Consider the following 24,241-nt stretch of genomic DNA (forward strand, 5'->3'; position numbering starts at 1 on the left):
CTATTTCTTCTCTTTTTCTAAAGACTGCAAATCACTCGTCCAGGTTTGATGTTGGTAAGCCATCTCCCAAAACTTGGCTTCCATGTGGACACTTCGGTGGAAGGCCTCTAGCATTTTTTGTTTGTCCGTCTCGTTGCTTTCGCGATAGAGTTGATTGACCAGCTCTTCTTCTTCTTTAATCTGCTGTTCTAACTCATCGGTGATATAGGTCTCAATCCACTGTTGATAAAGAGGATTCGGGGATGGTTTGCGATTAAGTGCCTTGCCCAAATCATGGTATAACCAAGGACATGGGAGCAAACTAGCAAAAGCAATGCCCAAGTTTGGCTCTGCAAACTGACGATAAATATGAGAAATGTAATGATAACAGGTTGGAGCGATTGGATGTTGCTCCATTTCCTGGTCGCTGATTCCTAATTCCTTAAAAAATTGTTGGCGGATAAATAATTCCCCTCCACTAGACCCTGAGCATTTTGTTTCAAGAGTCTTTTCATCTCCTCGTTGGAAGTCTTATCAGCCAAGAGGTGATAGGCTTCTGAAAAAGACTTCAGATAGTAGGCATCCTGAATCAGGTAATAGCGAAAGATGGAAGGTTCTAACGTTCCCTCTTGTAACTGTAGAACAAAAGGATGCTGAAAGGAAGCCTGCCAAGCTTCCTTGGATAATTCCATCGCAATATCTGTGAATTCCATAATAACTCCTTTATAAAAATAGACTGGTTTGAAGTAATAAAAAGAACAGCAGGTAGATTAATTTTGTCCTCTGAGAAATATAAAAAGTCCGATAGCGATTCTCCAACTGTGCATGTTCGTCATATCCGTGCGCAGACAAAGCTCTCAGATAAAGATGGCGCCACCTAAAGACCGTCATCAAAACCTTACTGTAAATCAAGGGCGACCAAACATGCAGTTTTTGACCACGCAGTAAGCACGCTTCCTTGAGAGACTTGATTTCTTGCTGAATGAGGGGAAAGGAATTGAATACCACAATCAAGGCATAGGCCCAAGAACGCGATAGCCCCTTTTGAGCCAAGTGCAAGAGAAGCTCTTTTAGGGAAATACTGGAAACAAAGACAAGGCTGATACAAACGGTCACAAAGGCCCTCGTTCCAAGTATCACTGCCTGCGAAGCATCCCCATGTAACTGTACTGCCCAATAGTTGGCGAAGGATGGCAAAATGGCGAGCACAATCATCCAAGCCAACATTTTAAATCGACGGTGGTAGAGCATAAAGAGAATGCAAAATGCGACTACTGAAAGATTAAGAGCAATCGAAGGAATGAAAGATGTTTCCAAGGATAAAATCAGCAAGAAGAGACTGAGTATCGGTGTCTTGGTTGCGACTTTGATCATACTACTTCACCTCCCCTTGAGTATTGATACTCCGAGATGTGAGAGGTTTGCTGATTGTCACGTCTTTCACATGACTGAGACCCTCACTAGTCATCTCAATCCAATAATCAACCACAGAGATCAAGGGATCTAAACGATGGCTAATGATCAAAAAACTTCTTCCTTGATTGCTCTCCTCCACAATCCACTGACAAAAATAATGGCAAGCTCTATCATCCAAACCAGCAAAAGGTTCATCTAGCAAAATCACAGAAGCCTTGCTGGTCAAGATGGTCAATAGCTGAAGAATCTTTTGCTGTCCACCACTTAATTGATAAGGACTCTTATCGAGCGCCTGCTCCAGATCAAAATATCGTAATGCTTGGAGAATCCGCTGATTTCTCACAGTATCTGGAACATCTAATTGCAGTTCCTCTCGCAGACTGACTCGGATAAACTGCTTCTCAGCTTCCTGAACAACACCCGTCAGATCACGATACAAACTCTTTTTCTTTTTCAGGACTTTCCCCTTCCAACTAATGCACCCCTTATACTTTTGAAATTGAAGAATAGAGCGAAAGAGGGTTGATTTCCCGACACCATTGTCACCTAAGATACAGGAAATTCCTTGGTAAAATGTGAAATCCGCAATCGAAAAGAGGGGGCGATTTCCCAGCTCACAAGTCACACGGTCCATATGGAATAGTTCTGGGTTAGAAGCAACTTCCTTTGAAGAAACCTGTGTCATCTCAGAGGTAGGGATTTTATTTATTTCCCATAGTTGCCCGTCTCTCAGCTCCACCATATGGTCAATGTAGGCTCCATAGTCTGATAAATCATGGTCGCACAGGATGACTGTCTTCCCATTAGAGGACAACTCTTTTAGAATCTCTAGGATCTCTAGCCTACTTTTTCGATCAATGGAAGCAAAGGGTTCATCCAAGAGATAGACCCTAGGGTTCATAGCAAAAAGAACAGCCAGTGCAGCTTTTTGCTTTTCCCCACCTGATAAGTGATGGATGGGACGGTTCAAGATTGCCTTGCAGCGACATTGCCGGACCACCTCAGCTATTTTAGCATCAATTTCCTGAACGGGATGCCCAATATTTTCCAAGGTAAAAATCAGCTCTTCAAACAAGTTCTCCATGGTAAATTGATGATTGGGATTTTGAAAGAGAATGCCAACCGTCTGGACACGTTCGACGATAGAAAGCTGACTGACCTGACTCCCATCTATCAGGACTTGACCACTATAGGGAAGAGAACTGACTTGAGCAATAATTTGAAAGAGACTGGATTTTCCTGAACCACTGCTCCCAACTAACAAGGTAAAAGCTTGCTCATGAAAAGTAAAATCAATCGGTTCCGAAAAGATTGGTGACTGAATTCCTCTTAATTCCAGCCCCATCTACGCCTTTCCTCCAGCTGCAAACTGATGGTAGAGTTTGACAATGGCACGAACCAAGATGGTACAGAAGAAAAAGACTGAAATAAAACGCACCAAAAGCAAGGAAAGGACAAAAGGAAGAGAAAAGGCATAGTAACCTAATTTAATGTATTCATAGACAAAGCTAAAAAGCGTAATCCCAATACTATTAGCAGTTAGAGAGAGCCAACTTTCATAGCGATTCTTGGTCACAAGAAAGCCAAATTCACTTCCCAAGCCTTGAACCAAGCCAGACAATAGGGCGCCTAGGCCGAATTGGCTACCATAAAGAACTTCAGCAAGCGCAGCAAGCACTTCTCCAATCGTTGCACTTCCGACTCTTGGAACAAAGATAGCCGCAATGGGCGCAGCCATACACCAGAGACCAAAGAGGATTTCATTGGCAAAGGCCTGCAAACCAAGAGGGGCCAAGATTAGGGTGAGAATATCAAACAGATAGCCTGAACCCACAAAAACGCCACCAAAAAAGATAGACAAGAAAGCAAGCAAGATAACATCTTTTAACTGCCATTTTTTCAACATAAAAAACTCCTTTTTTAAAGAAAAGTGGGGCATTCAAGGAGAGATACCAAAAAGCTTACCGTCAAACTTATCCTCTTTTGATAAACAAAAAAACTCCAATTACAAACGAGAATTAGAGTTTAGCTTACAAGATTAGACAGTTCTTTTCGACATACGAAAAAAATACTGGACCAGTATAACAGAATTTGAAAGCCCTAGCAAGAACTTTGACTGGAAAATATATTTATATAGTTTGTTTGTTCATTCTTTTGATCTACATAAAAGTATTGAATCTGTCCTATAATTCATAACCAATATCAAAAAAAGCTAATTCCAAAGCAACTGCTTGATTCCAGCGTTCCTGAAGTTCTGTCAAATCTTCTCGATTTTTCCCGACACGATTAAGTTCATCAACTAGAAATTGAACCCACTCTGCAAAGAAAGGACCTCTGTGGAGATTAACCCATTCTAAATGAATATAGGCTTCAGGTAGAACCAAATCTTTAGAACCCCAGTCTAAATAAAGACCTTCTGCAATGACCAGCATGACCAAAAGATGAGCATAGTCTGATGAAGTCACAGCAGAATACATTAGCTCCTGAAACGCTTTTGTTACAGGGTGCAAGTTCACTTCTAGATAGTCATTCTCTGCTACTTTTAACTCTTTGAAAGCCTTTTGGAAATAACCATCCTCATCTGCTTCAAGAAAGCCTAATTGCTTGGCAAAACGAAGTTTGGATTCAAGCTGGTCTGCGTGAGCTACACAGGCACCCAGCATGGATAAGAAGGCATCAAAGAAATGATAATCTTGAATCAGGTAGTCTTTTAAGACCTTATTCTCAATTGTCCCCGCAAAAAGTTCCTTAACAAAACGATGATTGATTGCAGCCTGCCAATCCTTCTGACTGCTTTTTAATAATTCTCCAACGGTCAAACCTGGCTGAAATGCATAGTCTTGTGTTTCCATATTTATTTTTCCTCTCTTTACTCGTTCGTAATCAATAAAACACCAAGAGATACCAAGCAAAATCGTAATTACACTTGATACTTTTAAAGAACATCTAGGGCATTTGCAGAGAGCTACCTAAACAAGCCTATCCTCTTTTGATAAACAAAAAACTCCAATTACAAACGAGAATTAGAGTTTCCCTTACAAGATTAGACAGTTCTTTTCGACATACGAAAAAAATACTGGACCAGTATAACAGAATTTGAAAGCCCTAGCAAGATATTTGACTGAAAAATATATTTATATAGTCTCCTTTCCTCTTTGCTATGATTTGTTAACCTTTCTCAACACGAGAAAAACCTCCACATAAAGTGAAGGCCGTCTTCTTTATCAATACAATTTCAAGTCACGAGGGTCAACTGGGAAGGTTGGATTGTATGGGTTGTGACGGAGTTTGAAGTGTTTGACATCTTCAATAGTCTGAGTTCCAGATAATTGCATGACTGTCTTCAATTCTGCATTCAAGTGCTCAAAGACTTGACGCACACCAACACTACCGCCGAGAGCCAAGCCATAAATAACAGGGCGCCCAATAGCTACCAAGTCTGCTCCTGAAGCCAAGGCTTTAAAGACGTGCTGACCACGACGAACACCAGAGTCAAAGACAATTGGCACACGTTTATCAACTGCTTCAGCCACTTCTTGAAGTGAGTCAAAGGCAGCTGGTCCACCGTCGATTTGGCGGCCACCGTGGTTGGTTACCCAGATACCAGAAGCACCTGCGGCAAGCGAACGTTCAACGTCCTCACGGCATTGAGGCCCTTTCACATAGACAGGAAGACCTGAGTAAGCAGCGATAAATTCTACATCGCGTGGAGACAAGCGTTGTTTAGCTGATTTGTAAACAAAGTCCATTGATTTTCCAGCACCTTCTGGCAGGTATTCCTCAACAATCGGCATGCCAACTGGGAAGACAAAACCATTGCGCTTATCAACCTCACGATTGCCTCCTACAGTTGCATCCGCCGTCAAGACAATCGCTTTGTAGCCTTCAGCCTTCACACGGTCCATGATATGGCGGTTAATTCCATCATCCTTACTAAAGTAAAATTGGAACCAATGAGGTGTTCCTTGAAGAGCTTCCGTAATTTCTGGAAGGTCAACGGTAGAGTAGGAACTAGTTGTATAGAGAGAACCAAATTCATGCACACCACGCGCAGTAGCTACTTCCCCCTGCTCATTTGCTAATTTATGAGCCGCAACAGGCGCCATAATAATTGGTGAAGATAATTTTTCACCTGCAAATTCAATCTCTGTACTTGGATTTTCAACATCACAAAGCGTATGAGGAACAATCAGTTTGTGGTTAAAGGCACGGATGTTCTCGCGTAGAGTGAAAGTATCCTCTGCTCCACTAGCGATATAACCAAAGGCAGCTTTAGGAATGACTTGTTGCGCCATTGGCTCCAAATCATAGGTGTTAATAAAATCTACAGGTCCTTCTGCATTGCTTGTTTTATATGACATAAAGTGTCCTCCTTGTTAAGTAAGCGTTTACTTTTTCTTACATAAACTATCTTACCTCTTTTTCAGAATCCTTTCAAAAATTTTGTCTGGAAATTTCAAATCACAGACATGATAAATATTTTCTATCATTGTGATAAAAAATTCATATTATCCAAACATGTCCTTTAGTGCTACAATAGCTATATTATTCCTAGATGGGAGGTTCTATTTTGGATTGGTCCATTGTTGAACAATATTTACCGCTCTATCAAAAGGCATTCTTTCTGACCTTACATATCGCAGTTTGGGGAATTTTGGGTTCTTTTCTTGTAGGTCTAATTGTTAGTGTCATTCGTCATTATCGCGTTCCTATCTTTTCACAGTTAGCAACAGCCTACATCGAATTGTCACGAAACACGCCCCTTTTGATTCAGCTCTTCTTCCTCTATTTCGGGCTTCCCCGAATAGGAATTGTTCTTTCTTCAGAAGTCTGTGCAACAGTCGGACTCATCTTTTTAGGTGGCTCCTACATGGCTGAATCTTTCAGAAGCGGACTGGAAGCAGTTAGTCAAACCCAGCACGAGATTGGTCTAGCCATCGGTCTAACGCCTTTACAGGTCTTTCGCTATGTGGTTCTTCCGCAAGCGACTGCGGTAGCCCTACCGTCCTTTAGTGCCAATGTCATTTTCCTCATCAAAGAAACCTCCGTTTTCTCTGCGGTAGCCTTAGCCGATCTCATGTACGTAGCCAAGGACTTGATTGGACTCTATTATGAGACAGACATTGCACTGGCCATGTTGGTAGTTGCTTACCTGATCATGCTTCTACCCATCTCTCTAGTCTTTAGCTGGATAGAAAGGAGGCTCCGCCATGCAGGATTCGGGAATGCAAGTACTCTTTCAGGGAAATAATCTCCTGCGAATCTTACAAGGATTGGGTATCACGATTGGAATTTCCATTCTCTCTGTCCTTCTATCAATAATTTTCGGAACAGTCATGGGAATCATCATGACCTCCCATTCTAGAGTTATTCGTTTTTTAACACGCTTTTATCTGGAATTTATCCGTATCATGCCCCAGCTGGTACTACTTTTCATCGTTTATTTCGGCTTGGCTCGAAACTTTAATATCAACATCTCAGGCGAGACTTCTGCTATTATCGTTTTTACACTCTGGGGAACAGCTGAAATGGGGGACTTGGTACGTGGGGCCATTACTTCCCTCCCTATACATCAGTTTGAAAGCGGACAGGCTCTTGGCTTGACCAACTTCCAACTTTACTATCACATTATCATTCCACAGGTCTTGAGAAGACTACTACCACAAGCCATCAATCTTGTCACTCGTATGATCAAAACGACTTCCTTAGTTGTCTTGATTGGGGTTGTGGAAGTTACCAAGGTTGGACAACAAATCATTGACAGCAATCGCTTGACAATCCCAACCGCTTCCTTTTGGATTTATGGAACCATTCTGGTCCTGTATTTCGCAGTCTGTTTTCCTATTTCCAAACTATCCACTCACTTAGAAAAACATTGGAGGAACTAAATGTCTGAAACTATTTTAGAAATCAAGGACCTAAAAAAATCCTTTGGAGACAATCCCATCCTCCAAGGCCTTTCTCTGGATATCAAAAAGGGGGAAGTCGTTGTCATTCTAGGACCATCTGGTTGCGGAAAAAGCACTCTCCTTCGTTGCCTCAATGGCTTAGAAACCATACAAGGTGGAGATATTCTTCTGGATGGCCAGTCTATTGTTGGCAATCAGAAAAACTTTCACCTGGTTCGTCAAAAGATTGGCATGGTCTTTCAAAGTTATGAACTCTTTCCTCACCTAGATGTCCTTCAAAACCTTATCCTAGGCCCTATCAAAGCTCAGGGACGAGATAAGAAAGAAGTAACGGAGGAAGCTTTACAACTACTGGAACGTGTGGGTTTGCTCGATAAAAAAGACAGTTTTGCTCGTCAATTATCTGGTGGACAGAAACAACGTGTGGCGATTGTCCGTGCCCTTCTCATGCATCCAGAAATTATCCTCTTTGACGAAGTGACGGCTTCACTGGATCCCGAAATGGTGCGTGAGGTTCTGGAACTCATCAATGACTTGGCTCAAGAAGGGCGCACCATGATTCTGGTAACCCACGAAATGCAGTTTGCCCAAGCTATTGCAGACCGCATTATCTTTCTCGACCAAGGGAAAATCGCTGAAGAAGGAACGGCTCAGGAATTCTTCACCAATCCACAAACCAAACGAGCACAGGAATTTTTAAACGTATTTGACTTTAGCCAGTTTGGCTCATATCTATAAAGGAGATTTTTATGAAACTACTCAAACCAATTCTAACTGTTTTTGCTCTAGCATTTGCTCTTATATTTGTCACAGCTTGTAGCTCAGGTGGAAGCTCTGATGCTTCATCAGGAAAAACAACCGCCAAGGCCCGCACTATCGACGAAATCAAAAAAAGCGGTGAGTTACGAATCGCCGTATTTGGAGACAAAAAACCGTTTGGTTATGTTGACAACGACGGTTCTTACCAAGGATACGATATTGAACTCGGGAACCAACTGGCACAAGACCTTGGTGTAAAGGTTAAATACGTCTCTGTTGATGCTGCCAACCGTGCGGAATACTTGATTTCAAACAAGGTGGATATCACCCTTGCCAACTTCACAGTTACTGACGAACGTAAGAAACAAGTTGACTTTGCCCTTCCTTACATGAAAGTTTCCCTCGGTGTTGTGTCACCAAAAGATAAAGTCATCAAAGACGTCAAAGAATTAGAAGGCAAAACCTTGATTGTTACGAAAGGAACGACTGCTGAAACTTATTTTGAGAAAAATCACCCAGAAGTAAAACTCCAAAAATACGACCAATATAGCGACGCCTACCAAGCCCTTCTTGACGGACGTGGTGATGCCTTCTCTACTGACAATACGGAAGTCCTAGCGTGGGCTCTCGAAAATAAAGGATTTGAAGTAGGAATTACTTCCCTCGGTGACCCAGATACCATCGCACCAGCAGTTCAAAAGGGGAATCAAGAACTTCTTGACTACATCAACCAAGAAATTGAAAAACTTGGTAAAGAAAACTTCTTCCACAAGGCTTATGAAAAAACACTTCACCCAACCTACGGTGATGCTGCTAATGCAGATGATCTAGTTGTTGAAGGTGGAAAAGTCGACTAATACTTTCCAAAAATCATGACCACCCGTCTAACGGGTGGTTTGTCCCAGGGCCTAGTTTCCTAGTTTGCTCTTTGATTTTCATTGAGTATTAGGCATTTTGCCAATTTTCTTGGTCTTCTTTAAAGCGTTTTAGGAGGTCGAGTCCTTCTGGCGTGATGTAACCTTCTTCTTGGGCTAGGTGGATTAGTTCACTGTAGTTAGAAAGCGTCACCAATTTCACACCAGCATCTGCAAAGTTCTTATCTGCTTTCGGCAATTGATAGCTGAAAATCGCTACGACACCAAGGACATCGGCTCCTTCCCGTTTAGCAGCTGCTACGGCTTCAAGAACAGACCCACCCGTTGAAATGAGGTCTTCAACCACTACCATCTTTTGCCCCTGAGCTACGCGGCCTTCGATTTGGTTACCAGCTCCGTGGTCTTTTGGTTTGCTGCGGATGTAGGCAAAAGGCAAGTTCATCTTGTCAGCGATGATAGCTCCGTGTGGAATTCCTGCTGTCGCAGTTCCTGCAATCACTTCTACTTCTGGAAATTCTGCTTTAATAGCTTCCACAAAACCATTTTCAATCAAGGTACGAGTTTCTGGATAGGCAAGCGTCACACGGTTGTCCGTATAAATCGGCGATTTGATGCCAGATGCCCAAGTAAAAGGCTCCTCTGGTTTGAGGTAAACGGCTTGGATTTTCAAGAGGTGGCTAGCGATATCTTTAGCAAGTGTCATAGTATTCTCCTTTTGTTTTTATAATCTATTTCTTTCATTTCAGTCTTGGTTCCGGTTCCATTCATCCTTGATGGCATGATAAGCTGCAACAGGATCCTCAGCTTGGGTAATGGGACGTCCCACTACGATATAGTCACTACCGATTTGATAAGCATCCGCTGGCGTCATGACGCGTTTTTGGTCTCCAACCGCAGCTCCCACCGGACGAATTCCCGGTGTCAGACAGATGAAATCTGGATTGGTGGCCTGCTTGATGAGTTGCACTTCCTGAGCCGAGCAAACGACACCATTCAAGCCCGCTTCAGCTGTCTTCTTGGCATAGTGAATCACAGACTCTTGCAGGCTGGTTTGGATATTTTGAAAGTCTCTCATTTGTTCTTCAGAAGTTGAAGTCAATTGAGTGACAGCAATCAATTTTGCTTCTTTTCCAAGACCTTCACGCGCAGCCTTCATCATCTCCACACCACCTGCAGCATGAACATTGGTCATGTCCACACCAAGCTGAGACAAGACCTTCATGGCAGATTTGACTGTATTGGGAATGTCATGTAGCTTGAGGTCCAGAAAGATACTATGCCCCAGTGATTTCAAATAACGGACAACTTCCGGACCTTCCGCATAATAAAGCTCCATCCCTACTTTTAGATAAAGACTTTCTTCTGCTGGGAAAAGAGATAAAAATTTCTTGACCGCCTCAAAACTAGGAAAATCAAGAGCAATAACTGGACGATGTTCACGCATACTTTTCTCCTTTTACCTTTACGAACAAGAGAGTATGGTCAAAAATAAACCACGAAAAAAGGAACCTGCCAACAGCAAGGTTCCACGAAAAATGGGTAGACTCCACCCTTTCACCGTCTAACCTTAGCTGCCTCTCTGGACTGCTTTAAAGGTTTTTTTCTATTCTATTATTTATAGTAGGACTTGTCAAGCAAAAACTCGAAACTGGATTTCTATACCATTCAAAACCAAGAGGAAAAGTTAGTCTAACGACTCTGTGATTGCTGGCTCGTTTGGCTTTGATTTCCCTGTTCTTCTTGTTTTTTCTTTTCTTCTTCCTGTTTTTTCTTCTCAGCTTCCTTGGCCTCTTGTTTGGCTTTTTCCTCAGCCTCTTCTATCAGTTTATCCGCTATAGTATAGCTGTATACTCCAGCTTCCATATCGACTACACTTGGTTCTGACAATTGTGGCTTGATTTTGCTGTAATAAGGCAATTTCTTGCTCAATTCTGATAGGGGAACCAAAATCTCATCTGTATCCAGCATGGTAATTTTTAAAAGATCTGCTGTTGCCTTGCTCGGCGCTAATTCGATTTTCTGGATTTGACTCTTGATATCCTCACTGATGGTAGACAATCCTGTTATCAGCTCTTTCACCTGCTGCTCATCGTTAAAGGTAACTGTCAGATAAGTCTCAGGTAAGTTTAAGCGATCAACAGGAGTTGACTCTACTGTACCACTAGACAGAATAGGATAATGTTCTTCACCAGACACATAATAACCAACAATATCGAATTCCTTGACCTCAATCGTAAAGTTAGTCGGAAATTGATAGTTAATCTTCGCTGATTCTATCCAATGATTGGACTTGATTCGCTCAGCGTATGTTTCCTTATCCAACAATAGAGCTAAAGTATAGTCGCTATCTTGAATCCCAGAAGCCTGTTTGATGTCATCCGCCTGGGTGTTACTATTTCCCTTAACCTCGATATTTTTGATGGTCGAAAGTGGAGTCAACAAATAGACTGAAAGAAGGAGGATCAGGAAACTGGGTACCAAGATACTCACAGCTCGCCAAATATGAACAGGCGCAATTTTAGGTTTGGCTGGTTTCTCTGGTTTTTTGGGTTTTTCTTTTTTCTTCTTTTCTTTTTCTTCTTTGACTTTAGGGGCATCCTTTTGAGATTTTTCTTCTTTTTCGGATGGTTCCTTGCTTATACTTGAGACTTCCTCGTCTGACTCACTCGATGATTTCTTGGATTCCTCCAGTAGTTTCGAGTTGGCTTCCTTTCGAGCTTGTTTTTTCTTTTCCTTCTCTTCAGCTAGGGCAGCTTCTTCCTCAGCCTTCTTCTTCAGGTATTCCTGGTTTCGTTTCTGCCATTCAGACAATTCTTGCTTCTGGTTTGATTCTTTTTTCTTATCCTTTGACATTGATATTCCTTATGCTAGGTCTTTTCTTAGTAGATCGTAAAAATCTGCAAGAGATTTCAATTCAGTCGAAGCTTTCATGCTAGCTTGGTACTGATCCTTGTGACTAAGCAAGTGACTGAGTTTTTCCTCCAAACTTTCCAAGGTCAAGTCACTTTCTTGAAGTTCTTCTGCATAGCCTTTCTTAACAAAGTAAGCCGCATTTTCAATCTGGTCTCCTCGACTTGCTTCACGACCCAATGGTACAATGAGATGGAGTTTCGCCATGGCCAAGAGCTCGAAAATCGTATTGGCACCACCACGCGTTACCACCACATCTGCCATCTCCATCAAGGGTTGATAGAGATCTGTCACATAATCAACACGAAAGAGACTTTGACTCAACTCATTGAGGTTTGAATCTCCAGTGAGATTGATAATATTGTAGCGCTCTGTCAGCTCTTGCTTATGATCTGTCACTAATTGATTAAATACACGAGCTCCTGCAGATCCACCGACAAATAATACGGTTGGCAATTTAGGATTAAAGTGAGTTTGGATATCCACCAACTCGTCTGGTTCTGGTGTCTCTTGGCCTGTTACCTTGGTCACTGCCCCCACATGCTCGACTTTAGACAAACTTGAAGCCTGCTCAAAGGTTGAATACATCTTGGTCGCAAATTTATAGGCGATTCTATTGGCCAAGCCCATAGAAAGGTCCGATTCATGAATAAAGACAGGCACTCCTGACACTCGCGCTGCGATAACCGGCGGTACAGAGACAAATCCTCCCTTAGAAAAAAGAGCCTGTGGACGCAGTCGTAACATGATAAAGAGGGATTGGACAATTCCCCAACCAACTTTAAACACGTCCAGCATATTTTGCCAAGAGAAATAGCGACGCAACTTCCCAGTCGCAATGGAATGGAAGGTCACATCCAAGCCTGACTTGAGGATTTCTTGGTGTTCGATTCCGTGTTTATCACCAATATAGTGAACTTCCCAGCCGTCTTCGATGAACTTGGGCATTAACAAAAGGTTGAGGGTGACATGTCCAACCGTCCCCCCACCTGTAAAGACAATTTTTTTCATATTATTCCTTTAAATCCGCTACTGTGTCGATGAAAAGATCTCCACGTACTTCAAAGTTAGCATACATATCCCAGCTAGCATTGGCAGGACTGAGGAGAACCACATCTCCTTGAGTCGCAAGCTCATAAGCCTTGCGGGTCGCATCAGCAATATCTGTCGCATCTACATAAGTCACACCAGCCTTCTCTGCTGCCCGTTTGACACGTTCTGCAGATTGACCGAGGATAACCATCTTCTTGAGCCCAGTAATATCTGGCACCAATTCGTCAAACTCATTGCCGCGGTCCAAACCACCTGCGATTAAGATAACCTTACTATTGTCAAATCCTGACAAGGCTTTTTGAGTAGCCAAGATATTGGTTGACTTGCTATCGTTATAGAATTTGACCCCCTTGATTTCATCCACAAACTGAAGACGGTGCTTGACACCTCCAAAGGCTGAAAGAGTTTCCCTGATGGTTTGGTTGTCTACACCACGAAGCTTGGCTACAGCAATGGTCGCAAGGGCATTTTCTACATTGTGGCTACCTGGAACACCGATTTCATTAGCTGCCATGACCACTTCCCCACGGAAGTAGAGTTGACCATCTTCCAGATAAGCTCCATCAACCTTTTCCAATGTTGAAAATGGAACAACAGTGGCTTGTGTTTTGGTAGCCAATTCTTTTGCCAAGTCTTGGTTAAAGTTCAATACAAGGAAATCAGCTTCTGTCATCTTGTTCTGGATATTCCACTTAGCTGCCACATACTCTTCAAAAGAACCATGATAGTCGATATGAGTCGGCATAAGGTTGGTAATAACCGCAATCTCAGGATGGAATTCTTGAACACCCATCAGTTGGAAAGAAGAAAGTTCCATGACAAGTGTGTCCTTGGCTGTCGCAGTTTGAGCCACTTGACTAGCAGGATAGCCGATATTTCCTGACAAAAGACCATGTTGGCCGGCAGCAGTTAAAACTTCCCCAATCATCGTCGTTGTGGTTGTTTTCCCATTTGAACCTGTGATACCGATAATTGGCGCTTCCGAAATCAAATAAGCCAATTCCACCTCAGTCAAGACTGGAATCCCCTTTGCCAATGCCTTTTCAATCATGGGATTGCTATACGGGATACCTGGATTTTTCACCATCAGAGCGAAATCTTCATCCAAGAGTTCCAAAGGATGCCCACCAGTGACAACCTTGATTCCCTCTTCCAGCAAGCTTTGAGCAGCAGGATTTTCCTCAAAAGGCTTGCCGTCATTTACTGTCACAATGGCACCCAGCTTGTCCAACAAACGGGCCGCAGACTCACCAGACTTAGCCAATCCTAAAACAAGGACTTTCTTATTTTTAAATTTATCGATTACTTTCATGTCTCAAACTCCATTTCTACTCCTACTATTTTACCATTTTTATGGAAATAAAAAAGCCACAAAGTGTATTTGTGACTCTTTCTTCTAACTTAATATTCTTTTATCATCTATGTGATAAATCGGTAACTCGAATAACTTGGTCCACTTGTTCCCAAATCAGAGGATTGTGGGTCGCAATAATAATAGTTCGTTTCGGATTTTTTAAAGATTCTAGGATAGAAAGTAATTCCTCAGAGTTTTTGGGGTCTAGTGAAGCGGTTGGTTCATCTGCGAGAATCAAAGGTGGATCCTTTAAAATTATCTTCGCTAGTGCAACACGTTGTGCTTCTCCTCCTGATAATTCAAAGATAGGTTGCTTTAAATCTAAATAAGAGAGGTTAACACGGTTTAGAGCTTGTTTCATCAAAGAGATTTTCTCTTTTTCTTTCAACTTATTACCAACTAAACCCAGATTGAGATTCTCTTTGACGGTTTGACTTTCAATTAAGCCAAAATCTTGAAATAAGTATCCTAAGTAATCTCTAAAGAAAACAGAAGGCTTGATGTCCTTAAGAGAAGTGCCATCATAGATAATTTCTCCATTGTCATACGGCTCTAATCGTCCAATCATATTCAAGAGGGTTGTCTTACCACAGCCACTTGTACCGATTAAGGCATAAATTTTCCCACCTTCAAATTGAAGATTAGTATCTGAAAATAGCTGACGGCTTCCAAATTTTTTAGATATATTCTTTAGTTCAATCATCCTATTTTCCTTTCATAATGGTCATAGAAACACGAGATTCTTTCTGTGCTTGACGGTATAGAGTCAGTATAGCACTAACGAGGAAGATCGATAAAGTTACCAATCCAATCACCACATCTCGACTACGCCAAATAAAGAGACTCGCACCGAATACAAAACTAGCAAATTGACTAATCATATACTGAGCGTGCGTTTCAAAAAATCGCAAACCAGAAATTCGTTTAATCAAAATCTCACGACGGAATTGTTCAAAATAAAGAAGATTCACAGAATAAAAGAGAAGCAAAGAACTCGCGATTCCAATAATAGCTCCTAAAATAAGGGTTAGAGTTTGTGTTTGAACCTCATAGTAACGTGCGAGGTAAACACTTCGTCCCTCCTTGAGGTAGGATACTTGATCATAAATTTCTGCATTTTTCAAGAGTTTAATCCCATCTTCATATCCTTTGACAAAGATATTCTTACCAGCATTGATAGACCAACTAGATAAGGATGTAAAACTATCACCTGTAGAAGTCGGCGTGAATACCACTAAAATCGGATCCGTCAAATACTGAGTGGATACGGGGTTCTCACCGTTATTATAAACAAATCGCTTTTCTCCCATTGAAAGATAACTAACGTGCGCTTTCATCTCATAATCCAAAGGAGCACTTGCCTCCTCACCAGATTTTCCATAATAACTCATGCTTTCTTCAAAGATTTTTTTTAGTTCTGCTTCTTGAGAGCGCAAATGTTCTGGGAGCAAGAGGACAAACTCACCTTTTTGGAGATGGGCTAACTTCTGTTTGGTCTCAGCATCTACCACGACCTTTTCCTTCTCCAAATAACTAGGACTAACATAGAGCGTATTAGCATCTGGACTATAGGTATCCAGTGTCTCTCCCTGTTCATTTTTTCCTTTTGGATTGGCAAAATGGAGCAGATTATCCTTTACATAAAGAGCTTGTTCTTCTTCGATTGCTTCCTTGGCAAAGGCATACCACTTGCTCTGATTTTCTGTATCTTCTACTCTATCACCTAAGCCAAAAGAAATTTGATAATAATCTGCTCGGTCTTCCCAAGCTTGCTTGGATAGTTGGAGTTCCTGTAAACGCTGGTAAGAAGTCAAGCCAGTCTTGACTGCATAACCTACTGTAAAGACAGCAACCAACTGACATAACAAGGTCAAGGTCATCAAGCGTTTGAGGGGCAAACGTCCTTTTAACACAGGAACTAAAGCCTTGTAGCTCAAGCTCATCAAGTAGAGCAGGCTCAGTACTAGCGAAATTCCCAATAAAAAGAGAAGATAAAGCCCCACTCCGATACTAAAGGCTGCTAAAAGAACGGGATAAAAGAGCCCTTGTCCGAGGAGGACAGCACCTCCCACTATAAGGGATCCCGCCCCAGCTAAGCAAAGCCACTTGACATCATCGTATAAGGCACTTCCTATGATGGACAAGAGGGTCTGTCCTGAAAAGAGCTGGATCCCTGCAGCCCGCATCTCCTTAATCCGAGTGATAATCACCATGGCAAAGAAAGCTAATCCAAATATAGCTAAACTAATCAACAACAACGGATTTAAAGCAATCCAAAAAGCTAGACGATACGGAGGAGTTTTGCGGTCTGCAATCGCTTTATAACCTAAATCATCTAATTTTGCAGCTAATTTTTCCTTGGTCAATGAACCAGATAAGAGAAGGTAACTATTGAGAGGATCGCTCCGTTCTCGGCTTTCTTGGCTAGCCGCTTGAAACTCTTTTGGCAAGCCTCCCTGACCATAAGTCGCATAGGTGAAGTTGGTCCTTCCATCCTTACTCGGCTCTACTATCCGTCTGGCAATCAAACTCTGCTCTGAGTTTACAAAATTCTCCAACTCTCGCTCAAACTCCTCACGAGTCGGCTCTTGTGCCCCCTTTTTAACACTTAGCAGGGTAACGGAGTCATAACTAGTATAGAGATACTGAGGGGCACGTAAGATAATAATCCAAATGAAGAAGCAACTGAGAAAAATAGTAGACAAGCAAATAAATAGTTTCTTCATAGTAGACTCCTTGTGGTGAAAATTGATTTCAGGAGGTAAGATTTCAGAGTATGAAATCGGTTTCTATTTATCGCAAATATATCACCATTATGATAAATTGTCAATAGATTTTAACAAAATATAATTATATTTTTTTGGACTAACTTTTTAAACTTCTATAACAATATAGAGCTCTTAAAATGTGGAAAAAAACTCACTTGAACAAAATATTTTTAGGTTTATTCCTTTTTGCAAGAAACGGAATCTTAGACTTTCCGTTGTGATAAAAATGCCTGAAAACAATAGATTTCAGGCATTCGGAAACTTTGAGACTATAGGCTCAAAGTTTAGGTATGGAATTTCGAAGAAAGTCGCTACCGCCCGTAATCACCTAAGGAAAGTCTTAAAAATCTTATTTTAAATTGAAAAAGAGAGCCGTAGCTCTCTTTTTATTTATCTTCTTCTGCTCTTTTTTACTGGCATGAGCGTAATGTCTCTCAAGCTAAAGTAGGCTAGAGCCAGCATGGCTATTGTGACAAAGAATTCTGTCGGTAATTGGAATATTTGCAAGATGGACAACATCAGCAAAATCAAGAGTGCAACAACTACAAAGACCAAGATAACGATGTTGACTGTTCCTTTGATACTTTGGGGTGTCGCAAATACATAGAGTAGTAATAAGAGTATCCCTATGATTAAATAGACCATCTTTATCTCTTTCTAGCTCTTATTCAGCTGATTTTTTCTTTTTGTTGGCTTTCTCGCGCTCTGCCTTGTTGAGGATTTGTTTACGCAAACGGATTGACTTAGGCGTTACTTCCATGTACTCATCGTCGTTCAGGAACTCAAGAGACTCTTCAAGTGTCAAGATACGAGGTGTCTTGATAACCGCTGTTTGGTCCTTAGTAGCTGAACGGACGTTGGTCATTTGTTTGGCCTTAGTGATGTTAACTGTCAAGTCGTTTTCACGAGAGTTCTCACCAATAATCATTCCTTCGTAAACCTCAGTACCTGGGTTGACAAAGATTGTACCACGTTCTTCGATAGACATGATTGAGTAAGTTGTAGCCTTACCAGCATCGATGGAAACAAGGGCACCACGGTGACGTCCCCCAATTTCCCCTGGGATCAATGGCAAGTATTGGTCGAAGGTATGGTTCATGATACCGTAACCACGAGTCATTGACAAGAACTCAGTTGAGTATCCAATCAAACCACGCGCTGGAACAAGGAAGACCAAACGAGTTTGACCATTACCAGTTGAAATCATATCCAACATTTCACCCTTACGTTCAGAAAGGCTTTGGATAACAGATCCTTGGTATTCTTCTGGAGTATCGATTTGAACACGTTCAAATGGTTCACATTTAACACCGTCAATCTCTTTTACGATAACTTCTGGGCGAGATACTTGAAGCTCATAACCCTCACGACGCATAGTTTCGATAAGGATTGACAAGTGCAATTCTCCGCGTCCTGAAACAGTCCATTTATCTGGTGAGTCCGTTGGGTCAACACGAAGGGAAACGTCTGTTTGCAATTCTGCCTGCAAGCGTTCTTCCACCTTACGAGAAGTCACCCATTTACCTTCCTTACCAGCAAATGGTGAGTTGTTGACCAAGAAAGTCATTTGAAGAGTTGGCTCATCGATGTGTAGGATTGGAAGAGCTTCAACTGCGTCTGTCGGAGTAATGGTTTCACCGACAAAGATGTCTTCCATACCGGAAACGGCAATCAAGTCACCTGCTTTGGCTTCTTGGATTTCACGACGTTCCAAACCAAAGAAACCGAAAAGTTTTGTAACACGGAAGTTCTTCGTTGTACCATCTAGTTTAGAAAGGGTAACTTGGTCTCCAACTTTCACACTACCACGGAAGACACGACCGATACCGATACGACCTACGAAGTCATTGTAGTCCAAAAGTGAGACTTGGAACTGCAAAGGTTCATCTGAGTTGTCCACTGGAGCAGGGATATGGTCGATAATGGTATCAAAGATTGGTGCCATTGTTTTTTCTTGATCAGCTGGATCATCTGACAATGAAGAAGTCCCGTTGATAGCTGAAGCATACACCACTGGGAAATCAAGCTGGTCATCGTCTGCACCAAGCTCAATGAAGAGCTCCAATACTTCGTCTACTACTTCTGCTGGACGAGCTGATGGTTTGTCGATTTTGTTAACAACCACGATTGGGACAAGGTCTTGTTCCAAGGCTTTTTTCAATACGAAACGAGTCTGTGGCATTGTTCCTTCGTAGGCATCTACGACCAAGACAACACCATCAACCATTTTCATGATACGCTCAACTTCTCCACCGAAGTCCGCGTGTCCTGGTGTGTCCATTATATTGATACGAGTTCCGTTGTAGGCTACGGCTGTATTTTTCGCAAGGATAGTAATTCCACGCTCTTTTTCGATATCGTTTGAGTCCATAGCACGCTCTGCCAATTCAGTACGTGCATCAAGAGTTTCAGACTGCTTCAATAATTCATCAACGAGGGTTGTTTTACCGTGGTCAACGTGGGCGATAATCGCAATGTTACGGATATCTTCTCTTAATTTTGTCATGATTTCCTCTAATATTTAAATTTTTATTTCTAACTGAACAATTATACCACAGTCTCATTCAAAAATCACAGTTCAGCTAAGTGTAAATGTTTTCACTCTGCTTTTCTAGTCAAGGCAACTCTTTTCAAAGTCAGAGACTTATGATAAGATAAGCTGGTATGCGTTTAGATAGATTATTAGCCCAAGAAAAGGTCAGTCGCAAGGCTATGAAACAGGCTCTATTAAAAAAAGAAATCTTAGTGGACAATTTTCCAGCTAGCTCCCTCTCTCAAAATGTCGACACTGGGTTGCAGAAATTAGTCTTTCAAGGACGACAAATCCAAGGCTACGAGCACAACTACCTCATGCTTCATAAGCCAAACGGAGTCGTTACAGCTAGCAAGGATAAGAAACTTCCAACCGTCATGGACCTCCTTCCACCTGACATCCAGTCTGACCAGCTCTATGCTATCGGCAGACTAGACCGCGATACCACGGGACTGCTGCTTTTGACAGACAATGGACCTCTTGGCTTCCAACTCCTTCATCCCCAGTACCATGTCGATAAATCCTATCAAGTGGTAGTAAACGGACCGCTCACATCAGACCATATCCAAAAGTTCAAAGATGGGATTGTCTTTTTAGATGGGACCACTTGTAAACCTGCTCAGCTTGAAATTCTGTCCTCAAGCCCATCAGAGAGCCATGCCTCCATCACCATCTCAGAAGGGAAGTTTCATCAAGTTAAAAAAATGTTCCTCTCAGTCGGTGTCAAGGTGGTCTCTCTCAAACGAGTCCGATTCGGTGACTTTACATTAGACCCAGAACTAGCAGAAGGGCAATACCGTCCCTTGAATCCAGAGGAATTGGAAATCATTAAAAACTATTTAGAGATGAGTCGATAAAACAAAAAAGCTTTATATTTAAAGCTTTTTTGTTTTTGATTATCTAAAAAATATTGCGATTGCTAGAATCCAGTTCAGAACAGAAACTACAAGTCCTACGATATTCAGAATTTTTTCTGTTTGATAGTTTAGTCCAGATTCTTTTTGGTATGAAAAAGCCAAGACCAATCCTATGATCCCCAAAATCAGACCCACTATTGGAGATAGCAAACCAAGGACGATAGATAAGATACCTAAAATAAGTGAAGGTTTTTTCTTTTGTTGTGAATTCATATTACAAAATCTCCTTAAATTTAATATAAATGATGATACCATAAAATGCTAGCTTTATCTATCATTCGACAGTTTTTACAGAATGTTAGCTAGTCTTGACCTTTCCAATCCAAGAATCCAATCCATAAGAAAGGATATAAATCTCAGAGAAACCTTGTTTTTTCAGATAAAGTGCTGCATTGGTCACTCGTTGTCCGCGTTGGTTTTCGTAGAGAAGGACAGGTTTATCCTTGCGAAGGGCTGCAAGACTTGACTTCAACTGATTTGAAGGAATATTGCGGGCTCCGAGGATATGTTTCCTGTGAAATTCTGCTGGTTCACGGACATCAATCAATTGCCCTTTTCGAATCAAGGCTTCAAATTCTGCATTATCCACAATCTTAGCCGCACGACGAATACGAAGGTAGTTATACCCCATCCATGCCGCCATCGCCAATACGATTCCCCAAACAATCCAAATTGTCATAAGTTCTTATCTCCATTTTTCTCTATGTAGTCTAATTCTATCTTGTGCTCTCTACGAAGAACAGCTTCCGCCTCTAGATAGTCTAGCTTGTCCATCAGACCTGCATCATAGATCCGAGAGAGTTCGAGCTTCATCAGTTCAATATCATACAAGCGCTTCCCCATGTAAACAATAATGCCAAACTGTTTGAGAAATTGCTGCACATCATAGAATGTTTTCATAGCTTCCATTTTAGCAAATTCTAGACATTTTTTCAATACTGGACCGGCTCTTTCCCCCTATTTTCTTCGTCTTCATTGCCCTTTCTTCCGCAAGTGTGGTACAATAAAAACATGAGAATTCAACAACTACACTATATTATCAAAATCGTCGAAACTGGCTCTATGAATGAGGCAGCCAAGCAACTCTTTATCACCCAACCCAGTCTTTCAAATGCCGTTCGAGACTTGGAAAATGAAATGGGCATTGAAATCTTTATCCGCAATCCCAAGGGCATTACCTTAACCCGTGATGGGATGGAGTTTCTCTCCTATGCCCGTCAGGTCGTTGAGCAAACGCAGCTTCTTGAGGAACGCTATAAAAATCCTATCGCCCACCGCGAACTTTTCAGCGTTTCCTCTCAGCACTATGCCTTTGTGGTCAATGCCTTTGTCTCTCTGCTCAAGAAAAGTGATATGGAGAAATATGAGCTCTTCCTTCGTGAAACTCGGACTTGGGAGATTATCGATGACGTCAAGAACTTCCGTAGCGAGGTCGGTGTCCTCTTTTTAAACAGCTACAATCGCGATGTTTTAACGAAAATGCTAGATGACAATCACCTGCTAGCCCACCACCTCTTTACCGCCCAACCCCATATCTTTGTTAGCAAGACCAACCCTCTAGCTAAAAAAGACAAGGTCAAACTGGCTGATTTGGAAGACTTTCCTTATCTGAGTTACGACCAGGGGACGCACAACTCCTTCTACTTTTCAGAGGAGATTCTTTCACAAGAGCACCACAAGAAATCCATCGTAGTCAGTGACCGCGCCACCCTCTTTAATCTTTTGATTGGTTTGGATGGTTACACCATTGCAACAGGGATTTTGAACAGTAACCTCAACGGAGACAATATCGTTTCCATTCCACTGGACATTGACGACCCGATTGAACTAGTCTATATCCAGCATGAAAAAACCAGCCTATCTAAGATGGGCGAACGCTTTATCGAATACTTACTAGAAGAAGTTCAATTCGATAATTAATAGGAAAAATGAAAAAGAGAAAAAGAAAAAGTTAGGAAATAGAAAGTGAAAAAGATACTACTGACCAGTGCTTTAATCCTTTCAATCGCAGGATTAGCACCAGCTTCCGTCTTAGGAGAAGAAAACACAACTCAATCCACACCTGCTGTCAAGGAAGCAATTGCCAAAGAAGAAAAGAAAGAGTCGAGTGTTGAGGAAAACTCTAAATCAGAAACTCTTCCGAAAGTAGATGTGCAAGAAGACAAGCCCAAAAAAGAAGGGTGGTACCAAGAAAATCACCACTGGCGTTTTTACCAAGATGATAAACCTGCTTTGAACTGGAAACAAATCCAAGGCAAATGGTACTACTTCGATCAAGATGGTAATCGTCTTCATTCTACTGTCTACAAAGGCTACGCCTTTGACCAAGATGGTGTCATGATAGAAAATAGCTGGACCAAATTGGACAACCAATGGTATTATGCTGATTCCTCTGGACGTCTAGCTCAGAACACCTGGAAAAAAATTAACGGTTCTTGGTACTATTTTGACCAAACTGGAAGTATGCTCAGCAACACTGCCGTTGACGGCTATCTTCTCACAAAAAGCGGAGCTATGGCAGAAACGGGTTGGACTAAATTAGACCAAATTTGGTATTATGTAGCTCCTTCTGGAAAAATCTCACAGGATAAATGGGAGAAAATCAACGGTTCTTGGTATTACTTTGACAAAGACGGTGGAATGCTGAGTGCGACAACCTTCAAGGGCTACCTCTTTAACCAGAGTGGAGCTATGGCAGAAAACAACTGGGTCAAAATCAAGGATACTTGGTTCTATGCGAACGGGTCAGGAAGATATGTCCAAGAAAACTGGCAAAAGATTCAAGGTTCATGGTACTCATTTGACCAGAATGGTGGAATGCTAGCAGACAAATGGAAAGGAAGCTACTACCTTAAAACCAGTGGAGCCATGGCGGAGAATGAGTGGATCTTCGATAAAGCCTACAAGAGCTGGTTCTATCTAAAAGCGAATGGCCGTTATGCAAATCAGGAGTGGATTGGAGCATACTACCTCAAGTCAGGTGGTTACATGGCAAAGAGTGAATGGATTTACGATAACTCTGACAAAGCACGCTACTACCTAGATGATAATGGACATTATGTTTCAGGAACTTACAAGATAGACGGTAAGGAACACCTGTTCCAAAAATACGGCCAATGGATTTCTGAAGTTTCAACTGAAGGTGGATTTGTAAAAGGCCAATACAGCAATACCATTTTCCTAGATCCTGGGCATGGTGGTCGAGATTCAGGTGCCTTTTACTACAATGTAGCTGAAAAAGATCTCAACATGCAGATTTACCGTAAGCTTCGTAGTAAGTTGGAAGAACTAGGTTACAAGGTCCTCACTTCTCGTGATAGTGATATTGACGTTGATTTTGTTACCGAACGTTCTCGTATGGTTAATAAAACCAACTCGGATATTTTTATCAGTATTCACTTCAACGCTACTGGTAATACCTACTCAAAAGCGAGCGGTATTCAAACCTACTCCTATAGCGATGAACCTGATTATCCAAGTAAGATTAATAAATACTGGCACAATCACCCAGATCGTATGAGTGAAAGCAAACGCCTCGCCACTGCCATCCACTCCTCTCTCCTAGCAGAAACAGGGGCCAAAGACGCTGGTCTGTTGGAGAGCAGCTATGCCGTACTACGCGAAACAGCCAAACCAGCCGTTCTCCTAGAACTTGGTTATATGGATAATTTCTCCGAAAACCAACAAATTAGAGATAGCCACTACCAAGATAAACTGGTCGCAGGCATCGTAAAAGGGATTCAAAAATATTACGCTGGTCCGTAAAAA

The 24,241-nt window shown here is 41.8% G+C and carries 25 protein-coding genes and 1 pseudogene; 8 read left to right on the top strand and 18 right to left on the bottom strand.

Annotated features, from left to right (window positions below; translation table 11 throughout):
• The 6 genes and pseudogenes from V470_06810 to V470_06835 form a co-directional block, all read right to left on the bottom strand.
• Positions 1 to 692 (bottom strand): annotated as a pseudogene (locus tag V470_06810) (TenA family transcriptional regulator).
• A 10-nt stretch (positions 693 to 702) separates the two neighbouring features.
• Positions 703 to 1,353: a cobalt ABC transporter permease gene (locus V470_06815; GenBank protein AHZ48129.1), complete on the bottom strand. Its 651-nt coding sequence runs from the start codon at positions 1,351 to 1,353 to the stop codon at positions 703 to 705.
• 1 nt (position 1,354) lies between these two features.
• Positions 1,355 to 2,740 (bottom strand): sugar ABC transporter ATP-binding protein, encoded by a 1,386-nt coding sequence (locus V470_06820; GenBank protein ID AHZ48130.1) that lies wholly within the window; start codon positions 2,738 to 2,740, stop codon positions 1,355 to 1,357.
• Positions 2,741 to 3,301, bottom strand: a complete 561-nt coding sequence (locus V470_06825) for a cobalt ABC transporter permease (GenBank protein ID AHZ48131.1) — start codon at positions 3,299 to 3,301, stop codon at positions 2,741 to 2,743.
• 277 nt (positions 3,302 to 3,578) lie between these two features.
• Positions 3,579 to 4,247, bottom strand: a complete 669-nt coding sequence (locus tag V470_06830) for a transcriptional regulator (protein AHZ48132.1) — start codon at positions 4,245 to 4,247, stop codon at positions 3,579 to 3,581.
• Between the two features lie 372 nt (positions 4,248 to 4,619).
• Complete coding sequence (locus V470_06835; protein AHZ48133.1) at positions 4,620 to 5,756, bottom strand: lactate oxidase; 1,137 nt, start codon at positions 5,754 to 5,756, stop codon at positions 4,620 to 4,622.
• Between the two features lie 209 nt (positions 5,757 to 5,965).
• Here V470_06835 and V470_06840 point away from each other — a divergent pair, with 209 nt between their 5' ends.
• From V470_06840 to V470_06855, 4 genes are read left to right on the top strand one after another with little or no spacing between them, the layout of a single operon-like run.
• Complete coding sequence (locus tag V470_06840) at positions 5,966 to 6,646, top strand: polar amino acid ABC transporter permease (protein AHZ48134.1); 681 nt, start codon at positions 5,966 to 5,968, stop codon at positions 6,644 to 6,646.
• On the top strand, positions 6,606 to 7,283 hold the full coding sequence (locus tag V470_06845; protein ID AHZ48135.2) for an amino acid ABC transporter permease: 678 nt from the start codon (positions 6,606 to 6,608) through the stop codon (positions 7,281 to 7,283). The genes V470_06840 and V470_06845 overlap by 41 nt, the downstream gene beginning before the upstream one ends.
• The gene (locus V470_06850; GenBank protein AHZ48136.1) at positions 7,284 to 8,042 is read left to right on the top strand and encodes a glutamine ABC transporter ATP-binding protein; all 759 of its coding nucleotides are present in this window, start codon (positions 7,284 to 7,286) and stop codon (positions 8,040 to 8,042) included.
• Between the two features lie 11 nt (positions 8,043 to 8,053).
• Positions 8,054 to 8,920: an amino acid ABC transporter substrate-binding protein gene (locus V470_06855; protein ID AHZ48137.1), complete on the top strand. Its 867-nt coding sequence runs from the start codon at positions 8,054 to 8,056 to the stop codon at positions 8,918 to 8,920.
• A gap of 88 nt (positions 8,921 to 9,008) precedes the next feature.
• On the opposite strand, the gene V470_06860 is transcribed toward V470_06855, so the two are convergent.
• The 7 genes from V470_06860 to V470_06890 all read right to left on the bottom strand — a co-directional run bounded on the left by V470_06860 (position 9,009) and on the right by V470_06890 (position 16,981).
• Positions 9,009 to 9,641, bottom strand: coding sequence for an orotate phosphoribosyltransferase (locus V470_06860; protein ID AHZ48138.1), 633 nt, complete (start codon positions 9,639 to 9,641; stop codon positions 9,009 to 9,011).
• Positions 9,642 to 9,680: 39 nt separating this feature from the next.
• Positions 9,681 to 10,382 carry an orotidine 5'-phosphate decarboxylase gene (locus V470_06865; protein ID AHZ48139.1) on the bottom strand — a complete coding sequence of 234 codons (702 nt, stop codon included), beginning with the start codon at positions 10,380 to 10,382 and terminating at the stop codon, positions 9,681 to 9,683.
• A 245-nt stretch (positions 10,383 to 10,627) separates the two neighbouring features.
• A complete protein-coding gene (locus tag V470_06870; GenBank protein AHZ48140.1) occupies positions 10,628 to 11,791 on the bottom strand; it encodes a cell division protein DivIB in 1,164 nt (387 codons plus the stop codon).
• 9 nt (positions 11,792 to 11,800) lie between these two features.
• Complete coding sequence (locus tag V470_06875; protein AHZ48141.1) at positions 11,801 to 12,859, bottom strand: UDP-diphospho-muramoylpentapeptide beta-N-acetylglucosaminyltransferase; 1,059 nt, start codon at positions 12,857 to 12,859, stop codon at positions 11,801 to 11,803.
• 1 nt (position 12,860) lies between these two features.
• A complete protein-coding gene (gene murD, locus V470_06880; protein AHZ48142.1) occupies positions 12,861 to 14,213 on the bottom strand; it encodes a UDP-N-acetylmuramoyl-L-alanyl-D-glutamate synthetase in 1,353 nt (450 codons plus the stop codon).
• A gap of 103 nt (positions 14,214 to 14,316) precedes the next feature.
• Positions 14,317 to 14,958 carry a peptide ABC transporter ATP-binding protein gene (locus tag V470_06885; GenBank protein AHZ48143.1) on the bottom strand — a complete coding sequence of 214 codons (642 nt, stop codon included), beginning with the start codon at positions 14,956 to 14,958 and terminating at the stop codon, positions 14,317 to 14,319.
• 1 nt (position 14,959) lies between these two features.
• Positions 14,960 to 16,981, bottom strand: a complete 2,022-nt coding sequence (locus V470_06890) for a bacteriocin-associated integral membrane family protein (GenBank protein AHZ48144.1) — start codon at positions 16,979 to 16,981, stop codon at positions 14,960 to 14,962.
• 181 nt (positions 16,982 to 17,162) lie between these two features.
• On the opposite strand from V470_06890, the gene V470_06895 reads away from it, so the two are divergent.
• Positions 17,163 to 17,381 (top strand): hypothetical protein, encoded by a 219-nt coding sequence (locus tag V470_06895; protein AHZ48145.1) that lies wholly within the window; start codon positions 17,163 to 17,165, stop codon positions 17,379 to 17,381.
• A gap of 32 nt (positions 17,382 to 17,413) precedes the next feature.
• Here V470_06895 and V470_06900 read toward each other — a convergent pair whose 3' ends face one another.
• Complete coding sequence (locus tag V470_06900; protein ID AHZ48146.1) at positions 17,414 to 17,668, bottom strand: membrane protein; 255 nt, start codon at positions 17,666 to 17,668, stop codon at positions 17,414 to 17,416.
• 19 nt (positions 17,669 to 17,687) lie between these two features.
• A complete protein-coding gene (locus V470_06905) occupies positions 17,688 to 19,529 on the bottom strand; it encodes a GTP-binding protein TypA (protein ID AHZ48147.1) in 1,842 nt (613 codons plus the stop codon).
• 158 nt (positions 19,530 to 19,687) lie between these two features.
• On the opposite strand from V470_06905, the gene V470_06910 reads away from it, so the two are divergent.
• Positions 19,688 to 20,413: a pseudouridine synthase gene (locus V470_06910; GenBank protein AHZ48148.1), complete on the top strand. Its 726-nt coding sequence runs from the start codon at positions 19,688 to 19,690 to the stop codon at positions 20,411 to 20,413.
• Between the two features lie 39 nt (positions 20,414 to 20,452).
• On the opposite strand, the gene V470_06915 is transcribed toward V470_06910, so the two are convergent.
• From V470_06915 to V470_06925, 3 genes are all read right to left on the bottom strand, one after another.
• Entirely contained in the window at positions 20,453 to 20,686 is a 234-nt protein-coding gene (locus tag V470_06915) for a hypothetical protein (protein ID AHZ48149.1), read from the bottom strand.
• An 85-nt stretch (positions 20,687 to 20,771) separates the two neighbouring features.
• Entirely contained in the window at positions 20,772 to 21,152 is a 381-nt protein-coding gene (locus tag V470_06920) for an NADH dehydrogenase (GenBank protein AHZ48150.1), read from the bottom strand.
• Entirely contained in the window at positions 21,149 to 21,382 is a 234-nt protein-coding gene (locus V470_06925) for a hypothetical protein (protein ID AHZ48151.2), read from the bottom strand. The genes V470_06920 and V470_06925 overlap by 4 nt, the downstream gene beginning before the upstream one ends.
• A gap of 102 nt (positions 21,383 to 21,484) precedes the next feature.
• On the opposite strand from V470_06925, the gene V470_06930 reads away from it, so the two are divergent.
• Positions 21,485 to 22,393, top strand: coding sequence for a LysR family transcriptional regulator (locus tag V470_06930; protein AHZ48152.1), 909 nt, complete (start codon positions 21,485 to 21,487; stop codon positions 22,391 to 22,393).
• A gap of 45 nt (positions 22,394 to 22,438) precedes the next feature.
• A complete protein-coding gene (locus V470_06935; protein AHZ48153.1) occupies positions 22,439 to 24,238 on the top strand; it encodes an N-acetylmuramoyl-L-alanine amidase in 1,800 nt (599 codons plus the stop codon).
• The last annotated feature ends 3 nt before the right edge of the window (positions 24,239 to 24,241 follow it).

Origin of the sequence: Streptococcus sp. VT 162 (assembly GCA_000688775.2) — a bacterium.
Taxonomy (GTDB): Bacteria; Bacillota; Bacilli; order Lactobacillales; family Streptococcaceae; genus Streptococcus.

What these genes read in the sequence shown, in the direction of transcription:
- V470_06915 (AHZ48149.1), bottom strand. Translation starts at nt 20,686, where the DNA reads ATGAATTCACAACAAAAGAAAAAACCTTCACTTATTTTAGGTATCTTA.
- V470_06850 (AHZ48136.1), top strand. Translation starts at nt 7,284, where the DNA reads ATGTCTGAAACTATTTTAGAAATCAAGGACCTAAAAAAATCCTTTGGA.
- V470_06900 (AHZ48146.1), bottom strand. Translation starts at nt 17,668, where the DNA reads ATGGTCTATTTAATCATAGGGATACTCTTATTACTACTCTATGTATTT.
- V470_06865 (AHZ48139.1), bottom strand. Translation starts at nt 10,382, where the DNA reads ATGCGTGAACATCGTCCAGTTATTGCTCTTGATTTTCCTAGTTTTGAG.
- V470_06815 (AHZ48129.1), bottom strand. Translation starts at nt 1,353, where the DNA reads ATGATCAAAGTCGCAACCAAGACACCGATACTCAGTCTCTTCTTGCTG.
- V470_06845 (AHZ48135.2), top strand. Translation starts at nt 6,606, where the DNA reads ATGCAGGATTCGGGAATGCAAGTACTCTTTCAGGGAAATAATCTCCTG.
- V470_06930 (AHZ48152.1), top strand. Translation starts at nt 21,485, where the DNA reads ATGAGAATTCAACAACTACACTATATTATCAAAATCGTCGAAACTGGC.
- V470_06820 (AHZ48130.1), bottom strand. Translation starts at nt 2,740, where the DNA reads ATGGGGCTGGAATTAAGAGGAATTCAGTCACCAATCTTTTCGGAACCG.
- V470_06925 (AHZ48151.2), bottom strand. Translation starts at nt 21,382, where the DNA reads ATGGAAGCTATGAAAACATTCTATGATGTGCAGCAATTTCTCAAACAG.
- V470_06860 (AHZ48138.1), bottom strand. Translation starts at nt 9,641, where the DNA reads ATGACACTTGCTAAAGATATCGCTAGCCACCTCTTGAAAATCCAAGCC.
- V470_06830 (AHZ48132.1), bottom strand. Translation starts at nt 4,247, where the DNA reads ATGGAAACACAAGACTATGCATTTCAGCCAGGTTTGACCGTTGGAGAA.
- V470_06835 (AHZ48133.1), bottom strand. Translation starts at nt 5,756, where the DNA reads ATGTCATATAAAACAAGCAATGCAGAAGGACCTGTAGATTTTATTAAC.
- V470_06855 (AHZ48137.1), top strand. Translation starts at nt 8,054, where the DNA reads ATGAAACTACTCAAACCAATTCTAACTGTTTTTGCTCTAGCATTTGCT.
- V470_06890 (AHZ48144.1), bottom strand. Translation starts at nt 16,981, where the DNA reads ATGAAGAAACTATTTATTTGCTTGTCTACTATTTTTCTCAGTTGCTTC.
- murD (AHZ48142.1), bottom strand. Translation starts at nt 14,213, where the DNA reads ATGAAAGTAATCGATAAATTTAAAAATAAGAAAGTCCTTGTTTTAGGA.
- V470_06885 (AHZ48143.1), bottom strand. Translation starts at nt 14,958, where the DNA reads ATGATTGAACTAAAGAATATATCTAAAAAATTTGGAAGCCGTCAGCTA.
- V470_06920 (AHZ48150.1), bottom strand. Translation starts at nt 21,152, where the DNA reads ATGACAATTTGGATTGTTTGGGGAATCGTATTGGCGATGGCGGCATGG.
- V470_06825 (AHZ48131.1), bottom strand. Translation starts at nt 3,301, where the DNA reads ATGTTGAAAAAATGGCAGTTAAAAGATGTTATCTTGCTTGCTTTCTTG.
- V470_06910 (AHZ48148.1), top strand. Translation starts at nt 19,688, where the DNA reads ATGCGTTTAGATAGATTATTAGCCCAAGAAAAGGTCAGTCGCAAGGCT.
- V470_06875 (AHZ48141.1), bottom strand. Translation starts at nt 12,859, where the DNA reads ATGAAAAAAATTGTCTTTACAGGTGGGGGGACGGTTGGACATGTCACC.
- V470_06905 (AHZ48147.1), bottom strand. Translation starts at nt 19,529, where the DNA reads ATGACAAAATTAAGAGAAGATATCCGTAACATTGCGATTATCGCCCAC.
- V470_06870 (AHZ48140.1), bottom strand. Translation starts at nt 11,791, where the DNA reads ATGTCAAAGGATAAGAAAAAAGAATCAAACCAGAAGCAAGAATTGTCT.